We start from the raw sequence: 15670 nt of genomic DNA on the forward strand, positions 1-15670 counted from the left end.
AGCAGCAATGGCATCCACACGGGGAACCGGCCGTCGGCCCGCGTCTGGCGCTATGGCCCGATCGGGCGGGTCAGCCAGTGCGCCTCACCCGCGGTGTCACGCTGCATCTCGAGCAGCATGGCCTTGAAATAGCCTTCGTTCGTGGCATTGGCCGCCTGCAGGCCCCAGTCGATGGCCAGCTCGCGTGGCGCGTGCTGGTGCAATAGCTCATGGGCGTGCGCGAGCGTCATCAGTGCGCAGATGCTCAGGCCCGGTATCTTGCGCTGCAAGGCGTGGGCAGCCGGCAGGATTTGCGCAGGCCCTGCGTGATTCCCCTCGAATGCCTGCAGCCAGCCGTGAAGGATGTGGCTGCTGTGTTTCCAGATGGACAGCCGGTGTTGGGTCGCCGTCAGTGTCATTTCGCTCGCCAGGCGCTCGACGGCGTCGGCGTCCTGCGCCAGACTGGCCAGCAAGGCCGCAAAGAAAAGTGCCTGGCACAGCGAGTTGGGGTGCTGCAGTCGCCTGGCCAGCCTGATTGCCTGGTGCTGGCAGTCCTGCATCCGGGCCCGTTGCCCCAGGCGTGCATAGGCCCATGACAGGGCCGACAGGCTGGTGACGTGGGCATGCGCCCCGGTCAGTGGCAGGGTGTGTCCGGGCGCTGCCGCCAGGCTGGCCAGCCCGTGTTGTACGACGGCCTCGAGATGATTGACCCACAGGAATGTGCGCGCACAGACGGCATGCGCTTCGGCGAGCAGGCCGGGTTCATCGTGCGCCATGGCCAGCTGCAGCAGTTCATCGGCCAGTGTGGCGGCCTTTCGATAATCGGCATCCTTGCCCGTGCTGGCCAGGAGCCATTGGCCCCAGAGCATCTCGATGCGCTCGTAAGGGGGCGCAACCGGCTTGCTCAAGGCGAGCGCGCGACCCAGCAGCCGGGTGATCGTGCGCGAGTCCTCGTCATTGCGGACCAGCAGCACCTGCGCCAGTGGCAACAACAGCGAACGCTCCAGGGTGTCCCTGGTCTCATTGGCCTGCAGGTCCGGGATCAGTGCCAGGCCGGCACGCAGACAGGTCTCTGCCTGGTCGAATGCCGAAACCCGTATGGCATGATGCCCTGCCAGCAGCCACCAGGAGATGGAACTCGCCAGGTGGCCTGCGGCCGCGTAGTGGCGGGCCACGCTGTCGGCCTGTTGCCTGGCGCGCTGGGGGAAGTGCCGCTCCAGGGCGCGGGCGATGTGCAGGTGGACCTCTTCGCGATCCGCCGCGAGCATCGAACTGTAGAGCACCTCGTGCGTCAGCACGCGCCGGAACTGAAAGCCTGCGATCACACCCGGCAGTGCATTCACGATGCCGAGCGCAAGCAGTCGCTGCATGATCACGCCCAGCGCCTGCTCATCGACGTTGCAGATCTGTGCCAGCAGCGGCAGATCGAATCGTGGCCCGATGATGGCCGCCAGCCGCATGACCCGCAGTGCATCATCTGCTGCATCGAGCTGTGCCTGTACGACATAGTGCAGTGATACTGGCAGGTTGCCGGTATCCACGATTTCAGTTGGCTGCGGCGCTGGCGGCTGCGGGTCGGAGGCGGCCCTGTGCGCGCTGTGCCGATCGGCGACGAGGGCTTCCCGGGCCAGCTCCTGTGCGTACCATGGGATGCCATCGGCGCGTTTCACGACGGTGCGCAGGACATGGGTGGGCAGGGCGGGCTGATCGTCTTTCAGGATACGGGCAATGCCCGCTTCCGTCAGTGGTGGCAGCTGAATGCTGGTGAAGGTGTTCAGCCACGATGCCGATGGTCGTTCGCGGGCTGTCAGCAGCACCATCGTGGGCGTGCAGATCTTCTGCTGTGCAATGGTGGCCACGACCTCCTGGCTGACGATGTCCAGCCATTGCAGGTCTTCGATGATCAGCAGTAGCGGTCGCCGGGCTGCAAATTCTTTCAGCAGGCCGGCGATCACCGCCATGAGGTCTGCGCGACGGATGCGCGCCTGCTGCAGCGCATGGGGCGTTGCGGCGTCGTACAGCAGCGGGCGCAGCATGTCGATGGTCGCCTGCTGGAATTGAGGGTAGCGGGCCTTGAGGATGCCTTCGATTTCATTCTGACCTGATTCCGGGGGGCTGGACGCCGGCAGCCCAAGGTGCGCGCCCAGGAGTTCACGAAACGGATGCAGCAGTTGATCGTGCCGCCCGGGCTGTCCATGCAGTACACAAACGCAACCCGTGGCCTGGGTGATGTGTCCGCGCAATGCATCCACGAGCCTGGATTTGCCGATACCGGTCTCGCCCAGCAGCAGCAGACGCTGGAACTTCCCCTGGCACGCCTGTTTCCAGGCCTGCAGCAGTTGCTTCAATACGGGTTCACGACCCAGCATCTGTGTGGCCATTGGCAGGGTGTCGTGTGCGGTGTCGCGTGCGGTGCCGGGTGCAGGGCCGTCCAGCAACAGATAGGACTCGCCGGCTGTTCCATCGCCTGCAGCCACCCGGCGTGCTGGCCTGGCGTGCCGGCCGGATTGCTGCTGCAGGAGCCCTAAGGTGCGGCTGCACAGCAATATGGCGCTTTCCGGCGCCTGTTCGCACAGATCATAGGCCGTTCGGGACACCGAGCCGGACAGCTCGGGTCGCTGGATGTCCCGGCTGGTGATGATGATCCCGGTGCAAATGCCGGCACTGAATGCAAATTGAGGGACAAAATTCTGGCGCAATATCTGGGCGACTTCGACGGCTTCGGGTGCAACCTGTTCCGTGCAGCGCGGATAGCCAAGGTAGACGAAAATATGGCCATCATGCCCCTGCGTGACGCACGCCTGGCGGGTACGCAGCAATCGGGTGGCCATGAGCCTCGCCTGTGCCAGCTCTTCACGGGCTTCAGGCTCCGCGCCGCTGGCGGGCTGGGTATGGTAGCAAAGCACGGTGACCAGCCGGCGCTGTATGGCAGGGCCAACCAGATATTCTGGTATCGTGGCCGACGCATCTGGCCTGGCGCTCCGGGCATCGACGGCGCGATCCTGCAAGTCGCCATACACCGCTGGGTGGGCTGAAGCGGGCGCTGGCTCGGCGTTGATTTCGGTGGCCAGCCTGCCATGGAAGTGGCTGCTCCACAACACGGCCGCGCCGGCTCGCCCGGTGGCGGTCAGCAATTGCACGTAACGGTGCTGGCAGGTTTCGTTCCAGGGATCCAGCTGCGTGCAGCGCAGTGCGTGCTGCAATGCCAGCTCCAGTTCGCCCCGGTGCTGTCGTGCGTTGCACAGGAATTCTTCGCGTGCCATGGCCTGGCAGCGCAAGGTTTCACGCTGGGCATCGCACCACAATTCGAATTCCGGTGCGTCTTGCAGTGCAAAGTCCTTCAGGAAGTCGCCCTGATACAGGGCTGCCCTGGCCTGAATGTCATCCAGGCAGGTACTGCACGGGCCTTCTGGCGCCGACTCGAGGCAGCGGCTGTGGCAAGCACTTTCGTCCTGGATGGCGTGCACGTCCACCCAGCACCATGGGCCTGCCAGCAGTTGTACGTGATCCCGTTCGCCCTGCAGGCAGTGAGCGGCCGTAGTGCCCAGGGCTCGATGCAGCTGAAACAGCGCCTGGCGCAGATTGGTGCGGGCATCGGCCATTGGCAGCCTGGGCCAGAGCAGGGCGGCCAGGAATTCACGAGTGTATCGGCGACCTGCTTCATGCGCGAGGTAGGCCACCAGCGCCTGGGTCTTGCGATGCAGCTTGTCTGTCAGTGCCTGATGCCCGGCTAGTGCGTCGAAGTGACCGAGCAGCCGAATGGCCAGGTGCGCCGGCGCTGCGGCCATGGCCTCAGCGTGCGATGCGGAGCGGGTTCTGGAATCCATGCGCGCCAATTGATCGATGACATCGAGTAATGGGTCACTGCGTTCTGTGCTGCATATCCTGCCAGACGGAGATATTACGACAAAAAAATGTTTATACATCAATTTTTGATCCAACTAACGCACAGCTTACGCAGTGCTTTTACGATCCGGGTGGTGAATTTTCATAACCGATTTGCTTGGATGGTAAGGGACATGCCATGACAGTACGATTCTCGAGGGGTTCCTGGCGGTTGGCGTGTGGGGCTGGCCTGCTGTATGTGGCCGCCATCCCTGCGGCGCAGGCCCAGGTGTGGGCCATAGAGGGCCTGCCCTGGCAGTTCGAGACACCGGCGGCCAAAAGCGCCAAGGCGGTGATGCTCGATGTCATCGAACGCAAGAAGGGTGGTTATTACGATTCCTTTCAGGCCACCTACAACGTCACGAACAACGTCACCAACAACACGCGCATCGATCGTCAATACAACTGCGGCATAAGCGCAACGGCGACGGGCTCGGCCTCTGAAAACGGCATGCAATCCACGGTGTCCTCGCCGATCACGACCAACACCAGTGGCAACGATGCGAACGCCGCAGCCAACACCAGCAGCACCGATATCCAGGATGACGGCCTGCTGGGCCCAAGCGGCCACGGGGCCGGCGCCACGTCTGCGCAGACCGGCCAGCACAATTCGGGCGATGTCGCGGCAGGGATCAGGGATTCCTCCAGCTGGGCGTCTTCGGCGCCGGTGATTGCGGGCGATGGCCGCAGCTGGCAGGCCCTGAATGTCGATCAAGTCAACAAGGGTGACCAGACGGCGCAGGTCTGGGACAGCTCGGCCTGTGCCTTTGGCCCGGGCGGGGTCGCCTTGAACTGAGTGGCGCCATGATGCCCGCGCTCTTCGCAGGCCACATCCCGAGTGTTTGCACCCCCTGAATCCCTTGCCAAGTGATGACCATGGAATCTTCAATCGCTGTATCCCGCCCCGCTCACAGTGCCAGGTGCCGTCCAACAGGGCGGCGCCCCTGGCTCAGGCTCATTCCCCTGATCGGCGTGCTGGCCCTTAGCGGTTGTGCATCCATTTCGATGCACAAGCGGTTTCCAGACGAAGCCCCGGTCGTGCACGGCCCGGCGGTGCACGGCAACCGCACACCCATAGACGGCGCGTTTGCCTGCCTGGCCAACGACATCATCGCCCGGCGCAAGCCCCGCCTGTCGATCGCCGTGGGCGACGTGAAAGACTACACCGGCAAATACAGCCAGAACGATGGCAGTGCCATCACCCAGGGCGGGGCCCTGATGGTGTACTCGGCACTGGGCAAGATGGGCCGTGCTATCCAGCTGCACGAGCGCTTCGATACGCGCATCGCCGAACTCGAACTGGCCTATATAGACCGGCGCCAGCTGGGTGACGGCGGCGAACACGTGCTGCAGACCCCACAAGGCCAGCAGAGCGTGCCCTGGGTGCCGTATTTCGGCGGCACCATCCTGCGTTCAGACTACTACATCGTGGGCGGCATCACCGAACTGAATTACAACATCCAGTCAGGCGGCGGCGAGTTCCTGATCAACCAGATCGGCCCGAAGGCGCGCACCTTCACCATGAGCATAGGCGTCGACCTGCGCATCGTGGACACCAGGACGCTGGTGGTGGTCGATACCGTCAGCCTGCAGAAGCAGATCACCGGTTTCGAGGTCGGCCTCGATGTGTTCCGTTTCTTTGGCAGCGACCTGTTCGACATCAACCTGGGCGCCAAGAACATGGAACCCCTGCAGCTCGGGGTGCGCTATGCCCTCGAGCAGGGCGTACTCGACCTGCTGGGCTCAGTCTACCAGCTGGATCCCCAGGCCTGCCTGGCCCAGGCGCTCGCAGATGGCAAGGCCGGCAAGGCCCCGGCCAAGGCAGTGGCCCCTGCCCCGGTACAGCCGCAGGCCACTGCTGCGCAAACGCAGACGGCGGCTGTGGCTGCCGCCCCGGTGCCCATCAGCCGGGCGACCAACGCCGGGCCCGCCCTGTCAGGTGGCAACAGCTACCAGGTGCTGTATGAATTCGGCGACCCCGGCATCAGCCAGCAGTCGAGCTCGACCATCGAGCGCATCGTGGCCGATGCCGCCAAGAACAAGATTGTGGAGGTCCAGATCATCGCCCGTGACAACGAGAACTGGTCATCCATGAAACGCCAGGAGCTCACTGGCCAGCGCGTGCGCAACCTGCGTGACGCCCTGGCGGTGCGTGGTGTGCACCCCTCGCGCGTACGCCTGACCTGGGAACCGGCGCCATCCGACACCTCGATCCGTCGGGATGGCGCAGGCTACCAGATATTTGCCGTGGTCAGCGTCACGCCACAGTAGGCATCTGGTTTTGCAGAACCAAGAGATGTTGTACCCCAACCGGGCCACGTGCCGTGGCATCGCAGCGTAGGCCTGGGCCATGAAACTCACAGGGAGTTCGATATGAAGAAGAAGTCCAGATCCAGTGCGCGATGCAACCCTCGTGCCCGTACCGTTGCCAGTGCCTCGGGCCTGGCTCTGATCCTGGGGTTGGTCAACGCCGCTGTAGCCGCCGATGTATCGGTCCTGATACCGAATACGCCCACGTCAGTTGATGATATCGTACTGACGCCGAACCCGCCGATTTCTCCGGCACCGCCTTATCTCGGCACGGCGCAGTTCCAGCAAGGCATCGTCGATGCCTCGATTGCCGATAGCCCGCTGTTTACCAGTTCGCCCAGTGGCGACCCGGGTGACGCCGTCATCATCACGACCAACCAGTTGCTCGCCAATGCGCTGGGCAACAGTGCGGTGCAGACGCTGGATGCCGATGAGCTGGCCAGTCAGCTGGAATTTTCCGTAGCCACCGGCCAGGCCGTCAGGCTGGGTGCGGGTGGCCAGCAGGTGAAGGCCTCGATCACGAACTCGCCGGCCACCATCACCTTCAGCAACGGTACCAACGACGTCGTGGGCAACACGATCCATGCGGGTGCCACCTTGAATCAGGCCGAGAGCGCGGTGAGCGACACCGATTTCGTCGCGGGTTCGGCGGGTAACGAAGGCAGTGCATTGGCCACCAGCGACCATGTTGGTGACCCGAGCTATACCGGCGTCGCCGAAGCTGACGCGACCGGCGCGATCGCCAACGCCCAAAAGGCACGCAGTAACATCAATTCGGGCGCATCCGGGGCGAACGTATCGGGCTCGGGCGTGCGGGTCACCGCTGACACGGCCGATCTGGGTACGGGCGACACGATCACGGTGTCCGGCAATGAGGTCAGTGCGACCTTCAACGACAACGATGCCCGCAATACCTACGAAGGTTCGGGGGGCGCCTTCGAAGGCAGCGTCGCCGTCAGCAACCTGCAGCTCGACTGGACCGCGCCCCAGCATCCTTCGCCTGACCAAGGGGCCACGGTTTCGGGCAGCGGCGTGGCCGTCTCGACCAACGACAAGGCAATCGATGGCACGGTCACGGTGACCGGCAACCGCATCATCGCGCAGACCAAGGGCAATGCCGTGGCCAATGCGGCTGATGTGGCTGCGGCCACTACGGTATCCGGCAATGACGCAGCGCCCAGCGTAGCGGTAGCGGGTAGTGTCAGTTCGCACGGCTGGAATGTCGACGTTCAGGATGCCACGCTGGCCATCGCCAACCTGCAGCAGAACTACGGCGGGGTCACCCTGCAATCCACCATTACGGCCAGCCCCGTCGTCGTCAGCGGCACGGGGGGCGAAGGTGATATTTCGGTGACCCGCAATGCGTCGTGGGCATCGGCCACCGGCAATGACGCCGACAATGCCCTGGGCATTGCGGCAGGCACCGGCATCGATGGGGCCAGCGCGGCCATCGCCAGCATGCAGCACAATCTGAATGCCACCATTGGCGCGAACAATGACACCGTAGTTGCCGTGCAGGCTGCTGGCGGTGGCGGGCCTCTGGCACAGACCGGCCAGGTGGTCCTGGCGCGCAACGTCCTCGGGGCCTCGGCCACGGGCAATGTGGCTGGCAATCAGATCGACCTGGACACCGATACCGGCATCCAGTCCACGGCAGATGGGCTGGCCTTCATCGTCAGCAATAACCAGGCCAGCCTGGACGGTTCGGTGAACGCCGAGGGCACGGGCAGCCTGTGGGCCAATCTGCAGAACGCCGAAGACGAGCCAGCCAATGTGGCCTTGACGCGCAACGTGGTGGTCAGCCGGGCGAGCGTCAATGAGGCTGACAATGGCCTGCAGGCCACGGCCGGCTCGGCATCGTTCACTGCGGCTGTCATGAATGTGCAATTCTCGGGGACGGATGCGAAGAGCACGACCGAGAGCCCGGGCATCCAGGCCCAACTGGCCGAGAACAGTGGTGCCGATACACCCTCGAATGCGGTGGTCGACCGCAATACCCTGTCTTCGGCCGCCAGCGGCAACCTGGCTGACAACGACCTCGACGTCACGGTGGATACGACCCTCGCCATCCCGGAATCGGGTCAGCAAGATATCAATCGTCAAGATATCATCAACCGGCAGCATGTCACCGGGGCAGAGATCTCGGCTGAAACTCTTGGGGGCGACAACGGCCCGCTGGTCGGCATCGTGGCCGCCGGCGGGGTCACGGGCACTTCGGATGTGCTGGGCAATGAGATCCGCTCCACGGCGCTTGGCAGCCAGGCGGACAATGCCCTGGCGCTGGCCGGCGGCAATCTGGCACTCGATGGCGATGTATCGCTTGAAAATACACAGAGCACCAATATGAAACCGGGGGGCACACCGGGCGTGGTGGAAGATGGCGTACTGGTGAGTGCCTCCACCGCCGGCCAGGTGATGATTGTCGCGCCCACGGGCAACATTGCCGGCAGCAGCCACCTGCTGGACAACCTGCTGCAATCTTCTGCGATCGCCAATGCCGCCGACAATTCACTCAGCCTTGCGGCGGATACAGTGCTGGCCTTTGGTGATGGTGCCGCGGCCACGATAACCAACAATCAGGGGCCTGTTGATGATGCTCCGAATAACGGTGTCTATACTCCGGTTACCGTGAATGCTGCCACGGAGGGTGGTCTGGCCATCCTGGCCCTGGGTGGTGATATCCTGGGCGATGCCACCGTTTCGGGCAACCGCATCGAGGCGACCGGTGGGCAGAACACGGCCACCAACATCCTCGCGGCCCAGGCGGGTTCCATCCAGGGGGGCGATCTCGAGGTGATCAACCAGCAAAATGCGCTGGGTTCGGTGACTGTCGCAACCACGGGCACGTCGCTGCTCGGCGTGCAGGCTTCGGGCGCACTGCCTGATGCTGCAGTGCTCGACAACGTCACGCGCAGCGTGGCCTTTGGCAATGACGCCACCAACGGCGTGACGATCGATACCGACACCGGCAATGGCGCTTCGGCATCGGTTTCCAACGTGCAGGACAATGCCTCGACGGTGATGGCAAGCACCACGACGGCGGGGGTCGGCACCGGGTCAGCCTCGCTGGCTGACGGCAGTGTCCTGACGGTGAAGGGCAACCAGGTGCTGGCCAGCGCCTACGGCAACAGCGCCAGCAACGCCCTGAATGCCACCGGGGCCGCCGGCATCATGGGCGACTTCAGCTCCAGCAGCACGCAGCACAACCTGGCCGCCATCAGTTCGTCGGTCGCCGGGCCGACGACACCGGTCGTGGGCGGCTTCAGCCCGGGCATCGGGGTGTTCACGTCTGCGGCCAGTGATGGCTACACGGCCAACGTGCTCAACAATGCGGTAGCCAGCGTGGCCTATGGCAATACGGCCTACAACAGCCTGAGCGCGTCATCGACGGTCGGCATGCTGCCCACTACCGCAACCCTGGTGTCAGCCCAGATGAACACGGGCGATATTACCGCGTCCGTGAACAACATGGGCATTGGTGTCGCAGCCGGGCCGGGCACGGCCGTGATCGGCGGCAATACCATCATGGCAACCGCCGTGGGCAATGCCTCGGTCAGCCATATCACGCTGGGTAACTGAGCGGGCCTCTTCGCCCGGGCTTCGCGGCCTGGGCGGCAGCGACCGAAGGAACACAAAGCCGCAGGCCCCGCCTGCGGCTTTGTGCATTCAGGCTGTGCATTCAGGCTGTGCATTCAGGCTGTGCATTCAGGCTGTGCATTCACGGGTTGTGCATTCGGGCCCCGTGGTACGCGGGCAAACGAACCGGCTCAATCGGCCAGGCTGTCGATTGCGGCGGCGATGGCCGCATCCGGGTTGCGGGCGGCCAGGGTGGCCACGGGCAGATAGCCTCTGCGCAGCAGCCGGCCCTCGCGCCAGCGGTTGCCGCGAAACGCCGGATACAGCCACAGGAACATGTTCATGGCCATGGCAGCCAGCGAGACCCAGAGCAGCATGTCCAGTTCGCTGGTATCCTGCATGTGGCCTGCCGTGAACCGTTCGAGCCCATCGATGACCAGACTCATTGAGATCAGCAGGCAGAACCACAGGATGGCCCGGCCCCACAGCGTCTTGGCCAGCATCCAGAACGGGCCGAAGAACAGTGCGGGCCACGAGAACCCCTGTTTTACCGCGTCTGTATAGCCATTGATCTGATTCTTGTAGACGGTAAAGGTCCGCATGCGAGCCCCTTGCGTGCACGTTTCCGACCAACCGGATGCGGCCAGTATACTTTCATCCTGCCCACGCTCCTACAGGATCCCGTGATGCCAGACTCTGCAGGATCCCGTGATACCCGACCCTGCAGGCAAGAACCAGTGTGGCTGGCCACACGCATCCGGGAATCGGGTGGCTCAGGTGGCGCTCACCGTGTCTTTCAGCAGGGCGATGAAGGCCAGGCTGCGCTGTGGCAGCAGCCGTCTGCCGGGGGTCACGCACCACAGGGTGGTGGCCGGCAGCGCCCAATCGGGCAGCACCCGTTGCAGGCGCTTTTGCCTGACCAGATCTGCAGCCGATGGCCCCGACAGGCCGGCAATGCCATGGCCCTGTTCCGCCAGGGCGCGCAGCAGGCCGATGGAATTGGCGGCCAGGTGCTGCGGGGGCTGGCCTTCCCAGATGCGCCGGGCATGCGTCAGGCGCCACGTCTGGGGCCGGCCGTCACTGGCGATCAACAGCAGGCCGGCATGGCTGGCCAGATCTTCGGGCCGCCGCGGCGTGCCATGCCGGGCCAGATAGGCCGGACTGGCGTACAGGCCGCTGGCCATGGTCACCAGATGACGGGCCACCAGGGCGCTGTCATCCGGCAGGCTGGTGGCGGCGCGGATGGCGAGGTCGAAGCGTTCGGCCACCAGATCCACACGGCGTGCCGAGAGGTCGAGTTCAATGGGGACCTGCGGGTAGCGTTGCGTGAACCGGTCCAGAATCGGCACGATGCCGAATTCCTGGAACTCGGGTGGCAGCGAGACGCGCAGCACGCCCTGGGGCATGGCGCGCCGGTTGTGCGCCAGTTCAACGGCAGACTCGGTGGCATCGCTGATGTTCTGGGCGTGCATGAGCATTTTTTCGCCGAACTCGGTGAGCGTGAGCCGCCGGGTGCTGCGCTGCATCAGGCGCTCGCCAAGGCGGTTTTCAAGGGCCGCCAGGCGTCGGGACAGGGTGGACTTGGGCAAGCCGGTGCGTTCGGCGGCCCGCGTGAAGGTGCCGGCCTGGACGATCTGGGCAAACAGGATCAGGTCATCGGCATACAGTTCGAACGGTGTCATCGGAATGGATTGTGCCATATTCGGGAATACATTGTTCTATTGTCCCTGTTTTTCTTTATATATGAAACAGCTATCATGATCCACATGTCATCCGGGGTTGCGCATCGGGCGATCTGCCCGATACATCATGCAGCGCCGGTTCCGGATCTCTTACAGGAGCAAGAAAATGAGCGTCAGACTGGCCATCGTGTATTACTCGACGTACGGAACCAACCATCAAATGGCCGAGGTGGCGGCCGAAGCCGCCCGTGCAGCGGGTGCCGAAGTGCGGCTGCTCAGGGTCAATGAAACGGCGCCAGCCGAGGTCGTGGCCGGACAGGAGGCCTGGAAGGCCCAGGCCGAGCGCATGGCCCATATCCCCAGGGCCACGCCGCAGGACATGGAATGGGCCAATGCCTACCTGTTTTCCGCACCCACACGCTTTGGCGTGATGGCCAGCCAGATGCGGGCGTTCATCGATACGCTGGGGGGCGTATGGGCGCAGGGCAGCCTGTCCGACAAGCCCATGTCGGCGATGTCATCGGCGCAGAACACGCATGGTGGCCAGGAGGCCACGATCCTGTCCCTGTACACCACGGTCTTTCACTGGGGTGGTATCGTGGTGGCGCCGGGCTTCACGGATCAGTCCATCTTCAAGTCCGGGGGCAACCCGTATGGCTACAGCCACACCCAGGGCCAGCCCCTCACGGACGACAACAAGGCAGCCATTGCGCATCAGACGCGCCGCCTGGTCGAGGTGGCGGAAAAGCTCGCCGTGGCGTGAAACCCGGGCACCGGGCCCGCATCAGGCCGATGCCCGGCCACCAGGAACCGGTCTCGGAGGGCCAGGATGACTGCACAGGCGCACAGTGGCACGGTGGTCCGCATTCGCGGCGATGTGGTCGATGCCGTTTTTCCAGGGCCAGGCCCGCGTATCCAGGACATGCTCCTGGCGGGTGATCTTCCGCTCGAGGTCGCCACGCTGCTGGGCGAGGGCAGGGTGCGCTGCCTGGCGCTTGCGCCGGTGCGCGGCCTGGGGCTGGGGGCTGCGGTGGTGGCCACCGGCATGCCGATCCAGGTGCCGGTGGGCAACGCGGTGCTGGGGCGCATGCTCGACATGTTCGGCAGGCCGCTCGATGACGGGCCGGAGCCCGCTGCCGCATTCAGGCGCCCGATCCATCGGCCGCCGCCACCGCTCAAGGACCGTACCGTGCAAGACGAATTGCTCGAGACGGGCATCAAGGCGATCGATCTGCTCTCGCCCATCGGGCGGGGCGGCAAGGCGGGCCTTTTTGGCGGGGCTGGCGTGGGCAAGACGGTGTTGATCAACGAACTGATCAACAACACCGTGCAGCATTATCAGGGCGTCAGCCTGTTCTGCGGCATTGGCGAGCGCTCGCGCGAGGCCGAGGAACTCTACCGCGAAATGGGCGAAGCGGGGGTGCGCGACAAGACCGTGCTCCTGTTTGGCCAGATGAACGAAGCCCCCGGGGTGCGTTTCCTGGTGGCCAAATCCGCCCTGACCATGGCAGAATATTTTCGCGATGATCTGGGGCAGGATGTCCTGTTGCTGATGGACAACGTGTTCCGTTTCGTGCAGGCGGGCGCCGAAGTCTCCGGCCTGCTGGGGCGCATGCCGTCCAGGGTGGGCTATCAACCCACCCTGGCAACCGAACTGGCCGCATTGCAGGAACGCATCACGTCCACCCATCGCGGGGCGATCACTTCGGTGCAGGCCGTCTACGTGCCGGCCGACGATTTCACCGACCCTGCGGCAGCCCATATCTTTTCGCATCTGTCGGCCTCGGTGGTGCTGTCGCGCAAGCGCGCCGCCGAAGGCCTGTATCCAGCGGTCGATCCGCTGGCGTCGACCTCGGTGATGCTGACCCCGGCGGTGGTGGGCGAGCGGCACTACGAGATCGCCCGGGCCGTGCAGCGCACGCTGGCAGAGTACGAAGAATTGCGCGACATCATCGCCATGCTGGGGCTCGAAGAACTGTCAGCAGCGGATCGCGCCGTGGTGGCCAGGGCGCGTCGCCTCGAGCGTTTTCTTACGCAACCCTTTCACGTGGCCGAGCAATTCAGCGGCGTGGCAGGCGAGCGGGTCTCGATCGGGCAGACCCTGGCGGGTTGTGAAAGCATCCTCGAGCAGGTGCACTTCAGCGACAATGAAATGGACTACTATATGAAGGGTGCCCTGTGACTGGAGATGGTTGCATGAGCATGAGCCAGTGCATGCAGGTCAGCCTGCATCTGCCCACGCGGTTGCTGTTTCAGGGGGATGCCATCAGCCTTCAGGCGGTGGCCGAGAACGGGGCCTTCGGCATCTGGCCCAACCATGCCGACCACATTGCGTCGCTGGTGCCTTCCATTCTGGTGCTGCGCGACCCCCAGGGCCGCGAGCTGTATTTCGGCATCGATCATGGCTTGCTGGTCAAATGGGGGCATCAGGTCGATGTCGCCATCCAGCGCGGGGTGCAGGCCGACGACCTGGCCAGCCTCTCGGGTGCCCTCGAAACCAGTTTCATGGTGGTCGATGAAACCGAACGGGTGGCGCGCACGGCGCTGTCGCGGCTCGAAATCGGCATCCTGCGTCATTTCAGCGATCTTCGGAAGCCGGCCGCATGAGCCCCGACGATGACCCGATCGATCCAATCCGTCGCCAGGCCCGGCGCATGGGGCGTGCGCGCAGTCGGCCACCCTACAGCAGCCTGCAGGGCCTGAGCGCGTTCGGCGTCATAGGCTGGTCGGTCGCGATTCCCACCGTGGGGGGGGCGCTGCTGGGTCTGTGGCTCGACCGGGTGGCGCCCCAGTCATTCTCCTGGCCCATTGCCCTGATGTTGGGCGGGCTCGTAATTGGTATCATCGTGGTGTCGAACTGGGTCAGCCGGGAAAGCCGGCGCGCCCGCGACGATGATTCCGAACCGGGCATCCAGCCCGGCAAGAACACAGACTATCCCGGCAAGAAACCAGATCATGATTGATACGCATGCCTTGCTCCTCGGGTTCGTGGTTGGCCTGCCCGTCAGTGTGCTGTTTTTCCTGGGGCTGTGGTGGGGCATGCGCCGCGCCCTGGCCAGCACGCAGCCCGCACTGATCCTGGCAGCCAGCTTTCTGGGCCGTGCAGCCCTGCTGCTGGGGGCCGGCCTGTGGCTGGCGCGTGCCGTGCACCCGCTGTGGGCTCCGGCGGGTTTCCTGCTGGCGTTCGTGCTGGCGCGCATGCTCGGCGTGCGCCGGGTGCGCAGGGTACGGCAAGCGCCCGCGCCCGGACAGGGATACTGAATGGAACTCACGCCCGACACCCACATCGTCCTCACGCTCGGCGACATCCAGCTCAATGCGACCATCATCAACACCTGGATCGTGATGGCGGTACTGGTCGGGGTGTCCTGGCTCGTGACCCGCCGGCTGCGCCCCGATGTGCCCCCCGGGCGCTGGCGCTCTGCGCTGGAGGTCATGGTCGAACTCATCCAGGGGCAGATCCACGCCGTCACCCGCACCGCAGTGCGTCAGGTGATGATCTTTTCCGGCACCCTGTTCCTGTTCATTGCGGCCGCCAACCTGATGGCCGTGATTCCCGGGTTCCGGTCACCCATGGGTTCGCTGTCCACCACGGTGGCCCTCACGCTGGCGGTGCTGCTGGCCGTGCCGGCCTTCGGCATCATGCATGGCGGTGTGCGCCATTATCTGGCCCGGCTGGCGCAACCTTCCATCATCGTCCTGCCCTTCAACCTCATTGGCGAACTGTCCAAAGGGGTGTCGCTGTCCATCCGCCTGTACGGCAATGTGATGAGCGGGGCCGTGATCGCCGCCATTCTGCTGGGCATTGCCCCGTTTTTCTTTCCGGTCGTCATGGATCTGTTCAGCCTGCTGGTGGGTGTCATCCAGGCCTACATCTTCGCCATTCTGGCGGCCGTATATATTTCATCCGTAATGGCCGATGCCAGCCCCGAGGCTTCACCACAGGACACGCCATGACCGAACTGACGCTTGTTGCCCTGATCTCCATCCTGACGGCCGGCCTGACCGTAGCCATCGGGTCATTTGGCGCCGCACTGGGCGAAGGGCGGGCGGCGGCCGCCGCCATGGCGGCCATTGCCCAGCAGCCCGATGCGGCGCCTACGCTGTCGCGCACGCTGTTCGTCAGCCTGGCCATGGTCGAGTCGTCGGGCATCTATTGTTTCGTGGTGGCGCTGATCCTGATTTTTGCCAATCCGTTCTGGGATGCCGTGCGCAGTGCAGCGGGGGGTTGATGCGCC

At 64.4% G+C, this 15670-nt stretch carries 13 protein-coding genes; 10 read left to right on the forward strand and 3 right to left on the reverse strand.

Going from position 1 to position 15670, the window contains the following annotated elements; all coding sequences use genetic code 11:
- Positions 1-50: 50 nt before the first annotated feature.
- Positions 51-3767: an AAA family ATPase gene (locus WCY17_RS05970; protein ID WP_372701262.1), complete on the reverse strand. Its 3717-nt coding sequence runs from the start codon at positions 3765-3767 to the stop codon at positions 51-53.
- A 236-nt stretch (positions 3768-4003) separates the two neighbouring features.
- Between WCY17_RS05970 and WCY17_RS05975 the strand changes: the two genes are divergently transcribed.
- The 3 genes from WCY17_RS05975 (at position 4004) to WCY17_RS05985 (ending at position 9753) form a co-directional block, all read left to right on the forward strand.
- Positions 4004-4660, forward strand: a complete 657-nt coding sequence (locus tag WCY17_RS05975; RefSeq protein WP_372701263.1) for a hypothetical protein — start codon at positions 4004-4006, stop codon at positions 4658-4660.
- Positions 4661-4869: 209 nt separating this feature from the next.
- Complete coding sequence (locus tag WCY17_RS05980; RefSeq protein ID WP_372701264.1) at positions 4870-6135, forward strand: CsgG/HfaB family protein; 1266 nt, start codon at positions 4870-4872, stop codon at positions 6133-6135.
- Positions 6136-6237: 102 nt separating this feature from the next.
- Positions 6238-9753, forward strand: a complete 3516-nt coding sequence (locus WCY17_RS05985; protein ID WP_372701265.1) for a beta strand repeat-containing protein — start codon at positions 6238-6240, stop codon at positions 9751-9753.
- Positions 9754-9941: 188 nt separating this feature from the next.
- On the opposite strand, the gene WCY17_RS05990 is transcribed toward WCY17_RS05985, so the two are convergent.
- Both WCY17_RS05990 and WCY17_RS05995 read right to left on the reverse strand, forming a co-directional pair.
- A complete protein-coding gene (locus WCY17_RS05990; RefSeq protein WP_372701266.1) occupies positions 9942-10352 on the reverse strand; it encodes a DUF2628 domain-containing protein in 411 nt (136 codons plus the stop codon).
- 171 nt (positions 10353-10523) lie between these two features.
- Positions 10524-11432 (reverse strand): LysR family transcriptional regulator, encoded by a 909-nt coding sequence (locus WCY17_RS05995; protein ID WP_372701267.1) that lies wholly within the window; start codon positions 11430-11432, stop codon positions 10524-10526.
- A 166-nt stretch (positions 11433-11598) separates the two neighbouring features.
- Between WCY17_RS05995 and wrbA the strand changes: the two genes are divergently transcribed.
- From wrbA to WCY17_RS06030, 7 genes are all read left to right on the forward strand, one after another.
- Positions 11599-12195 carry an NAD(P)H:quinone oxidoreductase gene (gene wrbA, locus WCY17_RS06000; protein WP_372701268.1) on the forward strand — a complete coding sequence of 199 codons (597 nt, stop codon included), beginning with the start codon at positions 11599-11601 and terminating at the stop codon, positions 12193-12195.
- A gap of 66 nt (positions 12196-12261) precedes the next feature.
- Complete coding sequence (gene atpD / locus WCY17_RS06005) at positions 12262-13614, forward strand: F0F1 ATP synthase subunit beta (protein ID WP_372701269.1); 1353 nt, start codon at positions 12262-12264, stop codon at positions 13612-13614.
- Between the two features lie 14 nt (positions 13615-13628).
- A complete protein-coding gene (locus WCY17_RS06010; RefSeq protein ID WP_372701270.1) occupies positions 13629-14039 on the forward strand; it encodes a hypothetical protein in 411 nt (136 codons plus the stop codon).
- Positions 14036-14395, forward strand: a complete 360-nt coding sequence (locus WCY17_RS06015; RefSeq protein WP_372701271.1) for an AtpZ/AtpI family protein — start codon at positions 14036-14038, stop codon at positions 14393-14395. Before WCY17_RS06010 ends, WCY17_RS06015 begins: the two co-directional genes overlap by 4 nt.
- Complete coding sequence (locus tag WCY17_RS06020) at positions 14388-14693, forward strand: ATP synthase subunit I (RefSeq protein WP_372701272.1); 306 nt, start codon at positions 14388-14390, stop codon at positions 14691-14693. Before WCY17_RS06015 ends, WCY17_RS06020 begins: the two co-directional genes overlap by 8 nt.
- Complete coding sequence (locus WCY17_RS06025) at positions 14694-15389, forward strand: F0F1 ATP synthase subunit A (RefSeq protein WP_372701273.1); 696 nt, start codon at positions 14694-14696, stop codon at positions 15387-15389. It begins immediately after the preceding gene.
- Entirely contained in the window at positions 15386-15664 is a 279-nt protein-coding gene (locus tag WCY17_RS06030; protein WP_372701274.1) for a F0F1 ATP synthase subunit C, read from the forward strand. Before WCY17_RS06025 ends, WCY17_RS06030 begins: the two co-directional genes overlap by 4 nt.
- The last annotated feature ends 6 nt before the right edge of the window (positions 15665-15670 follow it).

Origin of the sequence: Castellaniella sp. (assembly GCF_041677825.1) — a bacterium.
Taxonomy (GTDB): Bacteria; Pseudomonadota; Gammaproteobacteria; order Burkholderiales; family Burkholderiaceae_B; genus Castellaniella.